Below are 16,775 nucleotides of genomic sequence, written 5' to 3'. Positions count from 1 at the left end.
TCAGGCGCGCCGCATCAGGCTGGACGCGCGGAGGTCCGACGCGCGCAGGTCCGACGCGCGGCCGCGCGCGGCCGGACCGCGCGACCCGGCCATGCGCGGCGGCTCGGCCTGCCGGATCTGGTCGAGCAGCAGCGGGCGCGCGAAGTAGTAGCCCTGGGCGCAGCGGATCTGCGTGGCGCCGAGCAGGTAGGCGACCTCCTCGAAGGTCTCGACGCCCTCGGCAACGACCGTCATGCCGAGCGCCGCACCGAGCGACTCGATCGCCTTCAGGACGATCTGGCTGCGCGGCCGCTTGTCGATGTCGGTGATGAACGAGCGATCGATCTTCAACTCGTCCGCGGTGATGTCCGCTAGGGCCGCGAGGGACGAGTAGCCGACGCCGAAATCGTCGATCGAGACGCGCGCGCCGATCGCCCGGATCTTTGGCAGGACCTCGCGCTGGAAGCGGCCCGTCGTGAAGAAGGCCTCCTCGGTCAGTTCGAGCACGAAGCGCTCCGCGAGTCCCGTCTCGCCGAGCGCCGCGCAGAAGGCGGTCATGAACGGCACGTCGCAGGCCTGTTTGGCGGCGATGTTGAGGCTCACGGTGACGTCGGGTCCGAAAACCTCGTCGATGTCGGGCATCGCCCGCACCGTCTCGGCCAGGAGCTGCAGGGTGATCTCGTTGATCAGCCCGAGCTCGATGGCGAGGGCGATGAAATCGCCGGGCGCCTGGATCATGCCGACCTCGTCGCGCCAGCGCAGGAGCACCTCGACGCCCGTGACCGCGTGGGAGCGCATGTCGACCTTGGGCTGGAAGGCGCAGCAGAAGCAGCGGTCGCGGATCGCCAGCCGGAGGCGCTGCTCCACGGCCATGCGGGCCGTGGCGGCCTGGCGCATCGCGTCGTCGAAGACGCTGACGCCGCCCTTCAGCTCGCCCTTCACCCGGTACATCGCGTTGTCGGCCTGCCGGGCGAGGGTCTCGTAGCTGTCGCCGTGCTCCGGGAAGAGGCTGACGCCGATGGAGGCGGAGGCGAAGATCTCGTGCCCGTCGATGAAGAACGGCTGCTTCAGGCGCTCCGAGATGGCGCGCACGGCGGCCAGCGCCGCGTCCCCGTCGGTGACGGGAGCGAGGAGCAGCACGAACTCGTCGCCGCCGATCCGCGCCAGGAGGTCGCTCGGGCGCAGCGCGCCGCCGATCCGGTCGGACACCTTGCGCAGCAGGGCATCGCCCGCGGCGTGGCTGTAGTAGTCGTTGATGTGCTTGAAGTTGTCGAGATCGATGAAGGCCAGGGCGAACCGGTCTCCCGGCGCGGACCCCGCCAGGACATCCGCGATGCTCTGCTCGAACATCGTCCGGTTGGGCAGGCCGGTCAGGGCGTCGATGAAGGCCTTGGTGATCAGCTCCCGCTGGATCCGGTGATGGTGCGTGACGTCGATCAGGGTCGTCAGCGTGAAACCGTCCCGGTCCTCGGTGACCGGCCGCGTCCGCACCTCGAGCATCCGGTCGTCGAACGCCTCGACGGTCCCGGCGTCCCGGGCGCCGGCCGCCGCGGCGGGAAGCGCCTGGACGGCCCTGTCCCCGAGGGCGCGCGCCGCGGCGTTGGCGAGGACGCAGTGACCCTGGCCGTCATGGACCACGACCCCGACGGGTAGCGCCTGGATGGCGGCCTCGAGCAGGGTTCGACGCTCCGGGAAAGCGGGCTCGCTCATGCCCCGCCCTGCTGCCACAGGGGCTTGGCAGTCTGGGCGCCGGTCTGGGCGCCGGTCTGAGCTTGGTCGCCGCCCTCCAGGGGGCGGCGGAGGAGGCGGCGATGCACCTGCTCGAGGGCGGCGCCGTGCGGGCTGTCCGAGCCCGCCTCGCGCCCGAGGCGCGCCGCCGCGGCCGGATCGCCGTCGTACCCGGCGACCTTGTTCATGGTTGCCCCGCGCCAGCGCTCGACGACGGCGCCGACGAAGGCCGCGCCGGCGACGGTCGCGTCGTCCTCGGCGGCCCTGCCGCTCGCGTCGTTGCGCGGGTGACGGGCCGACGGCAGCGGCCGGAAGGTCATCCGCGCCGGGATCGGGACGCCCTCGCCGAAGGCGATGACCTCGCCTCTCCCCAGCGACGGCACGAAGGTGAGGAGGTTGGCGGCGTCCGACACGGCCGCGGCCAGGAAGGCCTGGTCGCGCGCGTTGGTCATGCGCATGGCGAACAGGGTGCTGCATTGCGACATGATCGTCGCGTCGAGCTCGGCCGGGCGCTGGGTGACCAGGCCGAGATGGACGCCGTGCTTGCGGCCCTCGCGGGCGATCCGCGCCAGAGCGCGGCGCGTCGGCGTGAAGCCGACCGAGCGGTCGGCCGAGGCGAAGCGGTGGGCCTCTTCGCAGACGAACAGCAGTGGGACGGCGCCCTCGCTCCAGATGCCGAACTCGAAGGCGAGGCGGCACAGCACGCACACGACGGCGTCGACGACCTCCATCGGAAGACCGGCGAGCTGCATGATCGTCATCGGCCGCCCGTCGGGATCGAGCCGGAACAGGTGCGCCAGGATCTCGCCCATCATGTCGCCGCCGACATTGGCGTTGTCGAACATGAAGCCGTGCCGGGGATCGTTCCGGATCGCCTCGATCCGGGTGATCAGCCGGTGATAGTGCATCCGGGAGACGCGGTTCTCGAGCCGACCCATCCGCTCGTCGATGAGCGCGAGCAGATCCTGCAGCATGTAGGGGACCGGCGTGTCGACCGTGTAGCCGGCGCCCTTGCCGAAGGGCCGCTTGACGATCTGGCGGTCGCTCGCCTCCTTGTACTGCCCGTACTTGCTCTTCGCGAGGGGGATCACCTCGGCCAGGATCTCGATCTCCTCGTCCACGGCCGGCCGGCCGCCGTAGATAACGTCGGCGATCTCCTCGAGGTTGAACAGCCAAAACGGCAGCTTGAGGGTCCGCGGGCTGATGACGCTCGCGCGGTCGCCGAAGCTGGCGGCGTACTCGTTGTGCACGTCCAGCAGGAAGACGCGCACGGACGGTCGCGCCCGCATCACCTCGTCGAGGATGACGGTGACGCCGCTGGACTTCCCGACACCGGTCGCGCCGAGCACCGCGAAGTGCTTGGAGAGCAGGTCGTCGATCTTGATGCAGGCCGGAGTCTCGGGATCCTGGTAGAGCGCGCCCACGGCCGCCGTGCCGGTCGCCGAGACCTGATGGACGATCCGGAGGTCGGTGGCGGACAGGAGTTCCACATCGTCGCCGATCGCCGGGTAGCAGCTCACGCCGCGGCTGAAGCGGTGCGCGCCGTGCGCCGCGACGATCTCGCCGAGCAGGTCGAGGCTCGCGTAGGCGCCCGGCCGGTGCCCGCGCTCGCTGCCCGAGGACAGCGTGGTGACGATGCCGACGAGGATCGCCTCTCCGGCACGGATCCGGACCAGATTGCCGACGGTGACGCGCACCCTGGGCCGGCCGCCCTGCACGATGAGTTCGAGATGGACCTTGGATCCCTCGATGGACGTCACCGCGCCCATGGGCGACGCGGCATCGTCATGCCGGACCGTTCCGTGGCCGCTCAGCATCGTTCGCACCTTGGTCAGAAACAGAATCGGCGCGATACTGGTCGGGCGTGATTAAACTTCTGACAAAGAAATATGGCCAGCGAAACAATGCTTAACCGATGCCTTACGGTTCGTGGGCATCGTCAAGGTTGTATTTGATGCCGCCTCGACGGTCACGCGGGAGGACGCGGACCGGTCGGCGCATGATCCGGCGGGATCGTCTGCCATCGACATGCCGGCGCGGCGCGGAAACACCCGCGACCATCCACATGGAAGGTCGTGCCCGCCCCTGCCGGTTGCGGCCGCAGCCTACGCGACCTGACCGTCGCCGAAATGCTCGCGCATCCAGCACTCTCCGGAGATCCGCGCTCCGTTCTGCGTCACGAACGCGTAGGGCGAGTGCTCCACGACCGCGCCGCCGCGGCTGCGGATGATCCAGCGAAAACACCGCGGATCGTCCAGGCACGGGACGATCTCGACGGTATGAGAGCGCGTGATTTCGGTCGTCATGACCGGTAAACGCTCGAGCGCGGGACTCCGCTCCACGGATCGTGTGTGGAAGGTTACCGAGCGGTGTGGGTGCGCACGCCAGTTGGACCTGTCCGTCAGGTTCCGTGGCCGGAACCTTCCCCACCGCGGCCCGGTTCGGGCCGAGCCCTCCGGCCGGGCGCGACCCGGCTCCGCGCGACAAGGATGCTGCATGCCGATCAAGGCCCTCAACGACCGCAAGAAGCTGTCGAACGACTTCAACGAGGCCAACGACGCCTTCATCGACGAGGTGCTGAGCGCGCTCCAGGGCGGCCGGATTCCGGTCGATCTTGCCCGCGCCTACCTCGCGCATCCGGTCGCGATGATGCACACGGACGGGGCGCAGGCCGTCGCCAACTACTTCGAGCGCATGCTGGCCCAGCGCCCGAACATCGACTGGACGCCGGGCGCCTGAGCGCGGCGAGGGACCCCGACGAGAAGGAGCGCGGATGACCGCCGACGAGATCGAGGATCTGAACCGGGCGCGCGCCGCCCTGGCCCGCCAGCGGAACGCCATCGCGCGGCGCCTGGGCGGCCTCGACCTGGCGCCGATCTCCATGGCCGAGGACCTGACCCGGACCCTGCTCGCCATCGAGGCCGTGGACCGTGCCCTGGTCGACGCGGGCCAGCCGCATATCGACATCGGCCACCGGCCGGACGCCTAGGGATTGCGAAGCGCTCGGTCGCGCCCGAGTCTTCGCGCCCGAGTCTTGCGCCGCACTCCCAGGCGTGCGTACAGGCTCGGGTGCTCTGAGGAGACCCGACGATGTCCGACCGCATGCCCGGCTTCAACACGCTGGCGATCCACGCGGGCGCCGCCCCCGACGCGGCCACCGGCGCGCGGGCGACGCCGATCTACCAGACCACCAGCTTCGTGTTCGACGACGTCGACCACGCCGCGTCGCTGTTCGGGCTCCAGGCCTTCGGCAACATCTACACGCGGATCACCAATCCGACGAACGCTGTCCTCGAGGAGCGCATCGCCGCGCTCGAAGGTGGGACCGCAGCCCTGGCGGTGGCCTCCGGCCACGCGGCCGAGTTCCTGACCATGCACGCCCTGATGCAGCCGGGCGACGAGTTCGTGGCGTCCAACAAGCTCTACGGCGGCTCGATCAACCAGTTCAACCACTCGTACAAGAACTTCGGCTGGTCGGTGGCCTGGGCCGACAACGACGACCCCGCCTCCTTCGAGGCAGCGATCACGCCGCGCACCAAGGCGATCTTCTGCGAATCGATCGCCAATCCCGGCGGCGTCATCACCGATCTGGCGGCGCTGTCGCAGATCGCCAAGAAGCACAACATCCCGCTCGTCGTCGACAACACCATGGCAACGCCGTACCTGATCCGGCCGTTCGAGCACGGCGCCGACATCGTGGTGCACTCGGCAACCAAGTTCCTCGGCGGCCACGGCAACTCGATCGGCGGCCTGATCGTCGACGGCGGCTCTTTCCAGTGGGCCGGCGACGCGCGCTACCCGATGATGAGCCAGCCGCGGCCGGAATATTCCGGCATGGTTCTGGCCGAGACCTTCGGCAATTTCGGCTTCGCCATCGCCTGCCGGGTGCTGGGCCTGCGCGATCTCGGACCGGCGCTGTCGCCGTTCAACGCCTTCCTGATCCTGAACGGGATCGAGACGCTGCCGCTGCGCATGCAGCGCCACTCCGACAACGCGCTGACGGTGGCCAAGCACCTGTCGACGCATCCGGCGGTGTCGTGGGTCAGCTATCCCGGCCTGGAGACCGACCGGTACCATCAGCTCGCCCGGCGCTACACGCCGAACGGCGCGGGGGCCGTCTTCACCTTCGGGCTCAAGGGCGGCTACGACGCGGGCGTCAAGCTGGTGTCGAGCCTGCAGCTGTTCTCGCACCTCGCCAATATCGGCGACACGCGCTCCCTGATCATTCACCCGGCCTCGACGACCCACCGCCAGCTCACCGACGCGCAGAAGACCGCCGCGGGCGCGGGACCCGACGTGGTGCGGCTGTCGATCGGCCTGGAGGATCCGGCCGACCTGATCGAGGATCTGGACGCGGCACTCGGTGCGTGAGCCCGGCGTGATCGCGAGCGCGGTGAAGCAACCCTGGATTGCTTCGCTCCGCTCGCAAGGACGGCGGTGCTTCCAGCGATCTGACCAGAAGCCGCCGGCTGGCGCGAGGCGCACAGCCGGCGGCCTGCTCAGAACGCCTCCGCCTCCAGCGCCATGGTGCTCTCGGCCCCGGCCTTGATCCGGTTGAGGCGCAGGGCGGTCTCCGGCAGCATCCGCTCCATGAAGAACCGGCCGCTCGTCAGCTTCGACTCCCAGCGGGGGGAGGGGGCCTCGGCGTGCTTGGCCTGGGCGGCCTTTGCGATCTTCGCCCACATGTAGCCGAGGGCCACGAGGCCGAAGAGGTGCATGAAGTCGGTCGCGCCGGCGCCGGCATTGTCGGGCTTGCTAAACGCGTTCTGCATCAGCCACATCACGGCACCCTGGAGGTCGTTCAGCCCGGCCTGGAGCGGCTTGGTGAACGGCGCCATGGCGGGATCCTCGCCGTGGTCCTTCAGGAAGGTCTGGACCTCGCCCAGGAACGTCATCATCGCCCGGCCGCCGTCCTTCGGCAGCTTGCGGCCGATCAGGTCCATGGCCTGGATGCCGTTGGCGCCCTCGTAGATCATGGCGATGCGGGCATCGCGCACGAACTGCGACATGCCCCATTCCTCGATGTAGCCGTGGCCGCCAAGGAGCTGCTGGGCCTCGACCGCGTTGGCGAAGCCGCGGTCGGTGAATACGCCCTTCACCACCGGGGTCATCAGGCCGAGATGGTCGTCGGCGGCCTGCCGCTCCTTGGCATCCTCGGAGCGGTGCAGGATATCGGCCTGGAGCGCGGTCCAGAGCATGAGGGCCCGGGCCGCCTCGTTGAAGGCGCGGATCTGCATCAGCGTGCGGCGCACGTCCGGATGGACGATGATCGGGTCGGCGGCCTTCTCGGGCGCCTTGGCGCCGGTCAGGGCGCGGCCCTGGAGCCGGTCCTTCGCGTAGGCGGCGGCGTTCTGGTAGGCGACCTCTGACTGGCCGAGGCCCTGGACGCCGACCGCGAGCCGCGCCTCGTTCATCATCACGAACATGGCGTTGAGGCCGCGATTCTCCTGGCCCACGAGCCAGCCCGTAGCCCCGTCGTAGTTCATCACACAGGTGGCGTTGCCGTGGATGCCCATCTTGTGCTCGAGGGAGCCGCAGGACACGCCGTTGCGCGCCCCGAGGGACCCGTCGGCGTTCACCAGGAATTTCGGCACCACGAACAGCGAGATGCCCTTTGTGCCGGCGGGCGCGCCCTCGATCCGCGCGATGACGAGGTGCACGATGTTCTCGGCAAGGTCGTGCTCGCCGGCCGAGATGAAGATCTTGGTGCCGGTGAGGCTGTAGGAGCCGTCGCCGTTCGGAACGGCCTTGGTTTTGAGAAGCCCGAGATCCGTGCCGCAATGCGGCTCGGTCAGGTTCATGGTCCCGGTCCAGGCGCCCTCGACCATCTTGGGCAGGTACAGCGCCTTCTGCTCCTCCGAGCCGTGGACCAGCAGCGCCGCCATCGCGCCCTGCGTCAGGCCGGGATACATGCCGAAGGCGAGGTTCGCGCCCGAGGCGAATTCCTGGATCGCCGTATTCAGGGTGTGCGGTAGGCCCTGGCCGCCATAGGCCTCCGGCACCGACAGGCCCATCCAGCCCCCGCTGGCGTAGGTGTCGTAGGCGGCCTTGAAGCCGGTCGGCGTGCGCACCGTCCCGTCGGCCTCGCGGCGGCAGCCCTCGACGTCGCCCGTGCGGTTGAGCGGGGCGAGCACCTCCTCGGCGAGCTTCGCGCCCTCGCGCAGGACGGCCTCGACCACGTCGGACGAGGCGTCGGCGAAGCCCGCCAGGTTGTCCCGGGCGTGGAAGCCGAGGACGTCGGTGAGCAAGAACAGCGTATCCTCGACCGGAGCGCGATACTGCGGCATCTCTGGCTTCCCCCGTCTGGTGCGGGCCTCTCGGAACGGCCCGCCGCGTTGGCCGCATGTAAACGCCGCGCCGCTCCCGGAGCAACGGCTCCGCCCGCCCGGAGCGCGACACGCGCGGCCGTTCCACAGCGGCGCGTTGGTCGCGGTCATTACCGGGCCCATCAAACCTTAACTTCGTGTTTACCAAGAAAGTTAATGGTCACGCTCGAACGATCCGACGCGTGCGTCCGTGGATACCGAATTCCGGTCCCGCTCTGCGCCGAGGAAACGGACGCCGAACGCTGCCGACGACAGGCCACCGATGACCCGCAACGCGATGCCGCAGCTCGACAGTTTCGATCCCGAGGTGCTCGACGCGGCCCGCGACGTGGCGGCGCGGGCCGGGGTCCCGCTCGAGACCTGGATCGCGTCGGTGGTGCCGCAGCAGCAATCGGCCGGTCAGGGAAATCGCCGGCACCGGCGGCGCCACCGCGCCGAGCAGCTCGCCCTCGGCGGCAACCGGCCCGAGGCCTCGGCCGAGCGCGCCCTCCCGCCGGCCTCGCCCGACCAGCGGGCTCACGGGACCGCGCCGCGCGCCGAGGGTTACGGCGACGGCATCGCCGCTCTGATGGACCGCCTCGACGGTCTCGACCGCGCCCTGGACCACGAGCGCCGCGCCGCGCAGGATGCCGAGGCGCGCCGCCTCGCGGAGATCGAGGCCCGCATCGAGCGCGCCCTGAAGGCGGCCCCCGTCCAGCAGGTGACCGAGCGGCTCGGCGACATCGAGCGCCGCATGTCCCAGCTCGGCGAGCAGGTCGCCGCGACCCGGACGCCCGGCCGTCGCCCGCGTCCCGCCGCCGCCGACATCCGCAGCGCCGTCCAGGACATCCGCCAGCGCCAGCGCGAGCTGGCACAGGGCGCCGAGCCGGCGCTCGCCGCGTCCCCGGCCGATGGCGGCGTCGTCGCCAGCATGCGCCTGGACCTCGCCCGCCGCCTGGAGGCGCGGATCGAGGAGGGCGTCGCCCCGTCGACCGCCCTGATCGAGCTTCAGGAGGAGACCACGCGCCTGCGCGAGGCGATCAACCAGCTCGCGACGAGCCGGGACATCGGCGCCCTCGAGCAGGCCGTCGTCACCCTGGCGAGCGGAATCGAGCGCGCCCAGGCGGGAACCGATCTCACCGCCATCGCGGTGCCGATCGAGCAGGTCCGGGCCCAGGTCGAGCGCCTCGCCGAGGAGGTGGCCGAGAACGTCCACAGCCGCGTCGCGGAGGACGTCCGGCGCCTCGCCGAGCGCCTCGACACCGCCGCCGCGACCGGCGCCGCCGGTCCGGACGACCGGACCCTCGCGGGCCTGTTCGCCGAACTCGAGGAGATCCGCCGTCAGATCGCCGCGCTCGCCGGCCCGGAGCGCATCCAGGGTCTCGCGCAGAGCCTGCAGGCGGTGAGCGCGCAGATCGCCCAGCTGCAGCGGACGGCCGCCGGCCCGGACCTGCGGCCGATCCTGGAGGAGATCCGCAGCGACGTGAAGATCGCCGCGCCGGCGGCGCTGGCGGAGCAGATCCAGGCACTCGTCGAGAAGGTCGACGTGCTCTGCGCGCGGGACGACTGGTCCGAGCGCACCGGCGACGTGAACGTGGCCCGCTCGGGCGACATGGCCTCCATCCACGCCATGCTCCGCAGCCTCGCCGACAAGGTCGATCAGGTCGGCACCCGGTCCGAGCACGAGGGCCTCGACGCCCTGGAGCGGCAGGTGGTCTCGCTGGCCGGCCGCCTCGACGCGCCGCACAGCGCCGATCCGGCGCTGGCCGGGCTGGAGCGCACGATGGGCGACCTGCTGCGACAGGTCACGGCGCTCCGGGAATCGGCGCCGAGCGAGGCCGCGGTGGAGCGCGCCGCCCGTAACGCGGTCGCGCAGAGCCTGCAGACATCCGGCCTCGGTGCCGCCGAGTCGGGCGAGATCGGCCTCCTGCGCGCCAGCCTCGCGGACATGCAGGCCCGGCAGGTGGCCTCCGATCAGCGCCTCGGCGCGACCCTCGACGGGGTTCAGTCGGCCCTGGAGCGGCTCCTCGTCCGGCTCGGACCCGCCGAGGCCGTCCTGGCGCGGGGGCCGTCCCTCGACGAGCGCCTGATGTCGTCGACGAGCCCGGATGTGGCCCTCGCGCCCGTCGAGGCGCGCGCAAGGTCGCGGCGCGACAATGCCGAGGCATCCCGCCTCGCCGACGACCTTCTGGAGCCCGGCAGCGGCCGGCCGCCGCGCGAGCCGCGCGCTGCCCGCGAGCCCTCCGCCCGCCGGGCCGTGCAGGAGCGCCTCGGCGACGTCGCCGCCGCGCGATCCGCGGCCGATTCCAAGTCCGAGACCGACATCAAGACCAGCTTCATCGCGGCCGCGCGCCGGGCGGCCCAGGCTGCCCAGGCGGAGCTGGCCGCCGAGGCGCCCGCCGAGCGCGGGGAAGCCCGGAGTGACCGGGTCGCCGCTCTCCAGGGGGCGGCGACCGGCCGCCTCGGACGGTTGCGCGCCGAGATCGATCGCCGTCGCCGGCCGTTGCTGCTCGGCCTCGCGGCCATCGTGCTGGCTCTCGGCGCGCTCCAGGCGATCACCATGCGCGGCACGGACGAGCCGCGGCCTGCGGCTCCGACGAGCCAGGTCGCGCCGTCCCGCGGCGATGCCGCGGAGGTCCAGAAGGACAGTGTGGACGTCTCCAAGGACGCTTCGAAGGACGCTTCGAAGGACGCCGCCAAGGAGAGCACGGAGTCGAAGCCGGCGCCGGCTGATCCGACGACGACCCAGTCTCTGCCCAACTCCGTTCCCTCGGACGCCCGGCCCAACGCCAAGGCGGCGGTGCCGCAGGTCTCTGGGATGAACAGCCTGCAGGCCGAGTTCGGCAACCTGCCGCCGGCGCTGGCGAAGGTGAAGCTCGCCGCCCTCGACGGTGACGGCACGTCGATCTGGGACCTCGCGACGCGGGAGGCCGATGGCCGCGGCATGCCGCGCGATCTGTCGATCGCCGCCAAGCTCTTCGAGAAGCTGGCCGCGGCCGGCTACGCGCCCGCCCAGTACAAGGTCGCGGGCCATTACGAGAAGGGCTCGGGCGTCGTCCGCGACCTCGACAAGGCGAAGCTCTGGTACGGCCGCGCCGCCGAGCAGGGCCATGCCCGCTCCATGCACAATCTGGCGGTGCTCTACGCCGAGAACCCGGCCGCCAACGGCAAGCCGGATTTCGCCTCCGCGGCCTCGTGGTTCCGGCAGGGCGCCGAGTTCGGCGTCCGCGACAGCCAGTACAATCTCGGCGTCCTCTACGCGCGCGGCCTCGGCCTGACGCAGGACCTGATTCAATCCTACGCGTGGTTCTCCGCCGCCGCGAGCCAGGGCGACGACGATGCCGGCAAGAAGCGCGACGACGTGGCCAACAAGCTCAGCCCCGCCGACCTCGCCAGCGCCAAGAGCCTCGCAGCGAACTTCAAGCCGCGAAAGATCGACGCGGCGGTCAACGAGCCGCCCGCGCCGAAGATGCCGGCGAGCGCGCCGATGTCCCTCCTCGGCGCGCCGATGCCCGGCGCTGTCCCGTTCACGGCGCCGCCGCGCCGGAGCTGACGCCGCTCCGGGCCCGCGGCCCGGCCGCGGGTCCGACCTTGACCGCCACGCCGCGATGCGGGAACGCTGCGGCAGGGCGGCGTCGGACCGGGGTCGGATCGCGCGGGTCGCCAACCCTTGCCGATGCCCGGAGGATGGATGGCGCACCGGAACTCTGTCCCGATCGGCGCAATCGTTCTCGGCGTGGCCGGACTCATCCCGTTCCTGGGCTTCGCTGCCCTGGCGGTGTCGGGCACGGACGGCGGCCTGAGCAGCATCGGCCTGTCGCCGCGCACCATCCTGTCGGCCTACGGCGCCGTGATCGCCTCGTTCCTCGGCGGGATCCGCTGGGGCGCCGCCGCGGCGCGCAATGGCGGCAACGGCGATTATCTCGTGGCCATCGTGCCGTCCCTGGTCGCCTGGGCCGCGATGGCCGCCCCCGCACCGTGGGACCTGCGCATCCTCGGCGGCCTCGTGCTCGCCTGGGGCCTCATCGATCAGGATCTGCCCCGCCGCGGGCTCACGCCCCTCTGGCTCGGCCGCCTGCGCCTGGTCCTCTCGGGCGTCGCCGGGGCGGCGCTCCTCGTGGCGGCCTGACCGCGGAGCGGCGGCCGTGCGGCACGCGCCGTCAGGTCTCGCGGCTCATCTCGCGCAGCAGGTTCAGGACGGCGGTGCGCCGCGCCGGCGACTTGATCGCCTGGAACAGCGCGGCGACCTCCGCGCAGTCGCGCGCGTCCTGGTCCGCCGCGGTCTCGTCGGGCCGCTCCGTCTGGAGGAAGTAGGTCGGACAGACATTCAGCGTGGCTGCGATCCGTTCCAGTAGCCAGCGCGTCGTCGGCGGGGTCGCGTCGTCAGTCATACCGTTGAAACTCGCACTCCGCCCGCTGGACCGATTCAAACGGCAGAGCTTTCCGCGGCTACCCTAGCCTTTCAGCGGCGGCGATGCCATCCTCAGGTTGCGTTCGACTCATCATTTGTCGCAGTGCGTGCATCAATTTCGAGCTAGGGCATGCCGCATTCGAAGCACCTCGACAGGACCTTCAGCGTGTTGCGCGATCTGGAACGGGCCGCCTCGCCCGACGAGATCGCTCGGCTCCTGGTCGACGCCTTCACCCGCTACGGTGTCTCGTACATCATGGCCGGGATCGTCCCGGAACCCGGCCTGCCGAAGCGGCGGCACGCCGGGTTCGTGCTCGCGAGCACCATGCCGGAAGGCTGGGCCCGCCGGTACGTGACGCAGGGCTACGCCCTCCACGACCCCACGGTCCGCCGGCTGTGCACCACGGCGACGCCGTTCGACTGGAGCGCCGTGCTACCGGATACCCCGACGGCCGGGCGCGTCATGAACGAGGCCGGTGATTTCGGCATACGCGCGGGCATCACGATCCCGTTCGTGACCCTCGACGGCGAGCCGGGCGGGATCAGCGTCTCGGGGGAGCGGATCGAGATCGATCCGGCCGAGCGCGTCGCCCTCAATCTCGTCGCGACCTACGCGGTCGGTCAACTGCTGCTGATGAACAGCCGGCCGGCCGGGCGCGCGCCGGTGCGCCTCTCGCCGCGGGAGCGCGAGACCCTGCAATGGGCGGCGGAGGGCAAGACCGACGTCGAGATCGGCATCGTCATGGGCATCACCGCCGCCGGCGTCGACTACCATCTGCGCTCGGCCCGAGCGAAGCTCGACACCGTCAACCGCGCCCACACCGTGGCGCAGGCGCTCCGAGCGGGTCTGATAACCTAGAGCAGGCGCCACGCGGTCCGCACATTCCGTGGCCCGGCATCGGCGAACGCGGTTCGGACCGCGGCAAGTCCTTGGCGCCGCTGCCGGCTGCGCTCGCGGACCCTACGGTTTCTCGTAGTACACAGCCCCCGGTGAAACGACGAAAACTCACGCCAGACCAACGTGAGGTTTGCTCGTGATCCACATCGTCACCCCCGCCAACGCGGATCGCTACGCCGACGCGATGGAGCAGGCCTGGCGCCTGCGCCACGACATCTTCGTCGCCGAGAAGGGCTGGAGCGAGCTGGCCAGGCCGGACGGCCGCGAGATCGACCAGTTCGACACGCCGCACGCGATCCACTTCCTCGCCATGGAGGACGACACCGTCGTCGGCTACAGCCGGCTCCTGCCGACCACGCGCCCGCATCTCCTGTCGGACGTCCTGCCGCAGCTCTGCGAGGGCGAGCGGCCGGTCGGCCCCCAGATCTGGGAATGGACCCGCCAGGGCGTCGCCCGCTCGCACCGGGCCAAGGGCCGCGTCGTCAATCCGGTCTCGATCGCGCTGCTCACCGGGATCGTGGAGTGGGGCCTCGCCCACGGGGTCAACAGCCTGCTGCTGCAGATGCCGACCCTCTACATGATCCACGTCATCCAGCTGCATTTCCGCCCGCAGCCGCTCGGCCTGCCCGTCCAGATCGCCGGCGAGGAGATCATGGCCGCGACCGCCCGGTTCGACGCCCGCACCCTGGCCAAGCTCCGCGCCGTCCGCGGCGACAGTCGCTCGGTCCTCGTCTCCGAACCCGCTTACCTGGTGGCCTGAACATGATCTTCGACAGCAAGGATACCGCGCTGGACGCGCTCGCCGCGCAGTGCCTGCAGGTTCGCGAACTCATCGACTCGGTCGGCGATCCGCTGATGCGGGCCGCCATCGACCTCCTGCTTCTCGAGGTCGCCCGGGCCCTCGCCCAGACGGGTCCGCAGGATCAGGCGAGCGGCGCCTGAGGCGCCGGCGGCACGCGGATGTGAAAGCGGCGGGCGTCCCGGAGGACGCCCGCCGCTTTTCGCGTCGAGGCTGGAGCCTCAGGCGCCCATCGCGGTCTTCAGGTTCTGGTCGACCTTGTCGAGGAAGCCGGTGGTCGAGAGCCACCTCTGGTCCGGTCCGACGAGGAGGGCGAGGTCCTTGGTCATGTGGCCGGCCTCGACCGTGTCGACGCAGACCTTCTCCAGGGTGGCGGAGAACTTCGCCAGATCATCGTTGCCGTCGAGCTTGGCGCGGTGCGAAAGGCCCCGGGTCCAGGCGAAGATCGACGCGATCGAGTTGGTCGAGGTCTCGCGGCCCTTCTGGTGCTCGCGGTAGTGGCGGGTGACGGTGCCGTGCGCGGCCTCGGCCTCGACGGTCCGGCCGTCCGGCGTCATCAGCACGGAGGTCATCAGGCCGAGCGAGCCGAAGCCCTGCGCGGCCGTGTCGGACTGCACGTCGCCGTCGTAGTTCTTGCAGGCCCAGACGTAGCCGCCCGACCACTTCAGGCAGGAGGCCACCATGTCGTCGATCAGGCGATGCTCGTAGGTGATGCCGAGCGGCTTGAACTTCGACTCGAACTCCTCCTCGTAGACCTTCTGGAACAGGTCCTTGAACCGGCCGTCATAGGCCTTGAGGATCGTGTTCTTGGTCGACAGGTAGACCGGGTACTTGCGCGCGAGGCCGTAGTTCATCGAGGCGCGGGCGAAGTCGATGATCGACTGGTCGAGGTTGTACATCGACATCGCGACGCCGGCCTCGGGGAACTTGAACACCTCCTTCTCGATGACCGTGCCGTCATCGCCCTCGAACTTGATGGTCAGGCGGCCCTTGCCGGGCACCTTGAAGTCCGTGGCGCGGTACTGGTCGCCGTAGGCGTGGCGGCCGATCACGAAGGGCTGGGTCCAGCCGGGCACCAGGCGGGGCACGTTCTTGCAGATGATCGGCTCGCGGAAGATCACGCCGCCCAGGATGTTGCGGATCGTGCCGTTGGGCGAGCGCCACATCTCCTTGAGGCCGAATTCCTGCACCCGCTGCTCGTCGGGGGTGATGGTGGCGCACTTCACGCCGACGCCGTGGCGCTTGATCGCCTCGGCGGCGTCGACCGTGACCTTGTCGTTGGTGGCGTCGCGGTGCTCGACGCCGAGGTCGTAATACTCGAGATCGACGTCGAGATAGGGGTGGATAAGCTTGTTCTTGATCTCGGCCCAGATGATCCGGGTCATCTCGTCGCCGTCGAGCTCGACGACGGGGTTCGCTACCTTGATCTTCGCCATGGACCGATGCCTTCCCGCGTTGTCCCCGCGCACGGCATGCAAGGGCCGTGCGGTCGTTGTCCCGAGTGGCCTGACGGGCGCCCCGGGCCGGAATCGCCCCGCGACATAGCGCGGCCCTTCCGGCGACGGAAGGCGCGCGCTGTCATCCGGGCGGCATCGTCACTCGGCCCTCGACGGGCGCGGGCCCGCCGTGCCAGACGGCCGCCATGACGAGCCGAGACGCACAGGGCGACGCCCCCGAGATTTCCCCGAGGAAGGTCACCGAACTGCCGCCCGGGATCGCCCCCGCGGTGATCTTGGTCGAGCCGCAACTCGCCGAGAACATCGGCATGACCGCCCGTGCCATGGCGAATTTCGGCCTCTCGGAGTTGCGCCTCGTCAACCCGAAGAACGGCTGGCCCAAGAAGGGCGTGCGCGAGGCGGCCTCGGGCGCGACGCACGTCCTGGACGCGGCCACGATCTACGGCAGCGTCGCCGAGGCCATCGCCGACTGCCGGTACGTGCTGGCGACGACGGCGCGCGAGCGCGGGCAGATGAAGCGGGTCTTCGCGCCCGAGGAGGCCATGGGCGAGCTCGCGGCCCGCGAGGGCCAGCGCACCGCGGTGATGTTCGGCCGCGAGCGGGTCGGCCTCACCAACGACGAGGTGTCGCTCGCCGACGCGATCGTCACCTTCCCGGTCTCCCCGGACTTTCCCTCGCTCAACCTCGCCCAGGCGGTGCTGCTGGTCGGCTACGCGTGGCGGCAGGCGAGCGGCCGGGCGCGCCTGCCCTTCACGGGCGAACTCCTGTCGCCGCCGGCGACCCGCGAGGCGCTCATCGCGCTGTTCGGAAGCCTGGAGGCGGCGCTCGACGGGGCCGGCTTCTACCCGCCGGAGAAGAAGGAGATCATCGCCCGCAACATGCGCGACATGCTCCACCGCATGAGCCTGACCGAGCAGGATGTGCGGACGTTTCGCGGGGCGCTGCGGGCCCTGGCGCGGAAGGGCGGCTGATCAGCCGGAGGCCGGCTTCATCTCCGGGGGCTTGCCGCCGCCGAAGCAGCGGCCGACCGCCTCCCAGAACGCCGTCTGCTCCTCGGGGGTGCACTGCGCCATGCGCGCCTCGACCTTGGCGCGTCCGGCCACCGCGTCGGGCGTCGCGGCGACCTCGGTCTCGCTCGGGTTCCTCGCCTCGGCCATGGGCAATCCTCCGTTGCAGAACGAAAGCGCAGCTGGGCCGT

The 16,775-nt window shown here is 70.7% G+C and carries 16 protein-coding genes; 9 read left to right on the top strand and 7 right to left on the bottom strand.

Annotated elements, in window-relative coordinates; all coding sequences use genetic code 11:
• From ACLBYB_RS04970 to ACLBYB_RS04960, 3 genes are all read right to left on the bottom strand, one after another.
• Positions 1 to 1,689 (bottom strand): putative bifunctional diguanylate cyclase/phosphodiesterase, encoded by a 1,689-nt coding sequence (locus ACLBYB_RS04970; protein ID WP_447698069.1) that lies wholly within the window; start codon positions 1,687 to 1,689, stop codon positions 1 to 3.
• Complete coding sequence (locus tag ACLBYB_RS04965) at positions 1,686 to 3,524, bottom strand: ATP-binding protein (RefSeq protein WP_447698068.1); 1,839 nt, start codon at positions 3,522 to 3,524, stop codon at positions 1,686 to 1,688. Before ACLBYB_RS04965 ends, ACLBYB_RS04970 begins: the two co-directional genes overlap by 4 nt.
• A 288-nt stretch (positions 3,525 to 3,812) precedes the next feature.
• The gene (locus ACLBYB_RS04960) at positions 3,813 to 4,013 is read right to left on the bottom strand and encodes a hypothetical protein (RefSeq protein WP_056522129.1); all 201 of its coding nucleotides are present in this window, start codon (positions 4,011 to 4,013) and stop codon (positions 3,813 to 3,815) included.
• Positions 4,014 to 4,203: 190 nt separating this feature from the next.
• Between ACLBYB_RS04960 and ACLBYB_RS04955 the strand changes: the two genes are divergently transcribed.
• The 3 genes from ACLBYB_RS04955 to ACLBYB_RS04945 all read left to right on the top strand — a co-directional run bounded on the left by ACLBYB_RS04955 (position 4,204) and on the right by ACLBYB_RS04945 (position 6,078).
• Positions 4,204 to 4,446, top strand: coding sequence for a hypothetical protein (locus ACLBYB_RS04955; RefSeq protein ID WP_020091367.1), 243 nt, complete (start codon positions 4,204 to 4,206; stop codon positions 4,444 to 4,446).
• A gap of 34 nt (positions 4,447 to 4,480) precedes the next feature.
• On the top strand, positions 4,481 to 4,696 hold the full coding sequence (locus ACLBYB_RS04950; RefSeq protein WP_056522126.1) for a hypothetical protein: 216 nt from the start codon (positions 4,481 to 4,483) through the stop codon (positions 4,694 to 4,696).
• Positions 4,697 to 4,797: 101 nt separating this feature from the next.
• The gene (locus ACLBYB_RS04945; RefSeq protein ID WP_020091369.1) at positions 4,798 to 6,078 is read left to right on the top strand and encodes an O-acetylhomoserine aminocarboxypropyltransferase; all 1,281 of its coding nucleotides are present in this window, start codon (positions 4,798 to 4,800) and stop codon (positions 6,076 to 6,078) included.
• Positions 6,079 to 6,206: 128 nt separating this feature from the next.
• On the opposite strand, the gene ACLBYB_RS04940 is transcribed toward ACLBYB_RS04945, so the two are convergent.
• Positions 6,207 to 7,994: an acyl-CoA dehydrogenase C-terminal domain-containing protein gene (locus tag ACLBYB_RS04940; RefSeq protein WP_447698067.1), complete on the bottom strand. Its 1,788-nt coding sequence runs from the start codon at positions 7,992 to 7,994 to the stop codon at positions 6,207 to 6,209.
• A 301-nt stretch (positions 7,995 to 8,295) separates the two neighbouring features.
• Between ACLBYB_RS04940 and ACLBYB_RS04935 the strand changes: the two genes are divergently transcribed.
• Both ACLBYB_RS04935 and ACLBYB_RS04930 read left to right on the top strand, forming a co-directional pair.
• Positions 8,296 to 11,565: a hypothetical protein gene (locus ACLBYB_RS04935; RefSeq protein WP_447698066.1), complete on the top strand. Its 3,270-nt coding sequence runs from the start codon at positions 8,296 to 8,298 to the stop codon at positions 11,563 to 11,565.
• A 138-nt stretch (positions 11,566 to 11,703) separates the two neighbouring features.
• A complete protein-coding gene (locus ACLBYB_RS04930) occupies positions 11,704 to 12,141 on the top strand; it encodes a DUF3429 domain-containing protein (RefSeq protein WP_020091372.1) in 438 nt (145 codons plus the stop codon).
• Between the two features lie 31 nt (positions 12,142 to 12,172).
• On the opposite strand, the gene ACLBYB_RS04925 is transcribed toward ACLBYB_RS04930, so the two are convergent.
• Positions 12,173 to 12,403, bottom strand: a complete 231-nt coding sequence (locus ACLBYB_RS04925; protein WP_020091373.1) for a hypothetical protein — start codon at positions 12,401 to 12,403, stop codon at positions 12,173 to 12,175.
• Between the two features lie 150 nt (positions 12,404 to 12,553).
• On the opposite strand from ACLBYB_RS04925, the gene ACLBYB_RS04920 reads away from it, so the two are divergent.
• The 3 genes from ACLBYB_RS04920 (at position 12,554) to ACLBYB_RS04910 (ending at position 14,263) form a co-directional block, all read left to right on the top strand.
• On the top strand, positions 12,554 to 13,282 hold the full coding sequence (locus ACLBYB_RS04920; RefSeq protein WP_020091374.1) for an autoinducer binding domain-containing protein: 729 nt from the start codon (positions 12,554 to 12,556) through the stop codon (positions 13,280 to 13,282).
• Positions 13,283 to 13,457: 175 nt separating this feature from the next.
• Positions 13,458 to 14,081, top strand: coding sequence for an acyl-homoserine-lactone synthase (locus ACLBYB_RS04915; RefSeq protein ID WP_026604656.1), 624 nt, complete (start codon positions 13,458 to 13,460; stop codon positions 14,079 to 14,081).
• Positions 14,082 to 14,083: 2 nt separating this feature from the next.
• A complete protein-coding gene (locus ACLBYB_RS04910) occupies positions 14,084 to 14,263 on the top strand; it encodes a hypothetical protein (protein ID WP_447698065.1) in 180 nt (59 codons plus the stop codon).
• 78 nt (positions 14,264 to 14,341) lie between these two features.
• Here ACLBYB_RS04910 and ACLBYB_RS04905 read toward each other — a convergent pair whose 3' ends face one another.
• The gene (locus tag ACLBYB_RS04905; RefSeq protein ID WP_447698064.1) at positions 14,342 to 15,556 is read right to left on the bottom strand and encodes an NADP-dependent isocitrate dehydrogenase; all 1,215 of its coding nucleotides are present in this window, start codon (positions 15,554 to 15,556) and stop codon (positions 14,342 to 14,344) included.
• 206 nt (positions 15,557 to 15,762) lie between these two features.
• Between ACLBYB_RS04905 and ACLBYB_RS04900 the strand changes: the two genes are divergently transcribed.
• Positions 15,763 to 16,548, top strand: a complete 786-nt coding sequence (locus ACLBYB_RS04900) for an RNA methyltransferase (RefSeq protein ID WP_447698063.1) — start codon at positions 15,763 to 15,765, stop codon at positions 16,546 to 16,548.
• On the opposite strand, the gene ACLBYB_RS04895 is transcribed toward ACLBYB_RS04900, so the two are convergent.
• Entirely contained in the window at positions 16,549 to 16,734 is a 186-nt protein-coding gene (locus ACLBYB_RS04895) for a hypothetical protein (protein WP_020091379.1), read from the bottom strand.
• Positions 16,735 to 16,775 lie beyond the last annotated feature (41 nt).

This window comes from Methylobacterium sp. D54C, assembly GCF_053345595.1.
The sequence above is the reverse complement of the archived record's forward strand: the minus strand, read 5'-3'. Positions and strand labels throughout refer to the sequence as shown.

What these genes read in the sequence shown, in the direction of transcription:
- ACLBYB_RS04910 (WP_447698065.1), top strand. Translation starts at nt 14,084, where the DNA reads ATGATCTTCGACAGCAAGGATACCGCGCTGGACGCGCTCGCCGCGCAG.
- ACLBYB_RS04965 (WP_447698068.1), bottom strand. Translation starts at nt 3,524, where the DNA reads ATGCTGAGCGGCCACGGAACGGTCCGGCATGACGATGCCGCGTCGCCC.
- ACLBYB_RS04970 (WP_447698069.1), bottom strand. Translation starts at nt 1,689, where the DNA reads ATGAGCGAGCCCGCTTTCCCGGAGCGTCGAACCCTGCTCGAGGCCGCC.
- ACLBYB_RS04905 (WP_447698064.1), bottom strand. Translation starts at nt 15,556, where the DNA reads ATGGCGAAGATCAAGGTAGCGAACCCCGTCGTCGAGCTCGACGGCGAC.
- ACLBYB_RS04925 (WP_020091373.1), bottom strand. Translation starts at nt 12,403, where the DNA reads ATGACTGACGACGCGACCCCGCCGACGACGCGCTGGCTACTGGAACGG.
- ACLBYB_RS04950 (WP_056522126.1), top strand. Translation starts at nt 4,481, where the DNA reads ATGACCGCCGACGAGATCGAGGATCTGAACCGGGCGCGCGCCGCCCTG.
- ACLBYB_RS04940 (WP_447698067.1), bottom strand. Translation starts at nt 7,994, where the DNA reads ATGCCGCAGTATCGCGCTCCGGTCGAGGATACGCTGTTCTTGCTCACC.
- ACLBYB_RS04955 (WP_020091367.1), top strand. Translation starts at nt 4,204, where the DNA reads ATGCCGATCAAGGCCCTCAACGACCGCAAGAAGCTGTCGAACGACTTC.
- ACLBYB_RS04920 (WP_020091374.1), top strand. Translation starts at nt 12,554, where the DNA reads ATGCCGCATTCGAAGCACCTCGACAGGACCTTCAGCGTGTTGCGCGAT.
- ACLBYB_RS04900 (WP_447698063.1), top strand. Translation starts at nt 15,763, where the DNA reads ATGACGAGCCGAGACGCACAGGGCGACGCCCCCGAGATTTCCCCGAGG.
- ACLBYB_RS04960 (WP_056522129.1), bottom strand. Translation starts at nt 4,013, where the DNA reads ATGACGACCGAAATCACGCGCTCTCATACCGTCGAGATCGTCCCGTGC.
- ACLBYB_RS04935 (WP_447698066.1), top strand. Translation starts at nt 8,296, where the DNA reads ATGACCCGCAACGCGATGCCGCAGCTCGACAGTTTCGATCCCGAGGTG.
- ACLBYB_RS04895 (WP_020091379.1), bottom strand. Translation starts at nt 16,734, where the DNA reads ATGGCCGAGGCGAGGAACCCGAGCGAGACCGAGGTCGCCGCGACGCCC.
- ACLBYB_RS04930 (WP_020091372.1), top strand. Translation starts at nt 11,704, where the DNA reads ATGGCGCACCGGAACTCTGTCCCGATCGGCGCAATCGTTCTCGGCGTG.
- ACLBYB_RS04945 (WP_020091369.1), top strand. Translation starts at nt 4,798, where the DNA reads ATGTCCGACCGCATGCCCGGCTTCAACACGCTGGCGATCCACGCGGGC.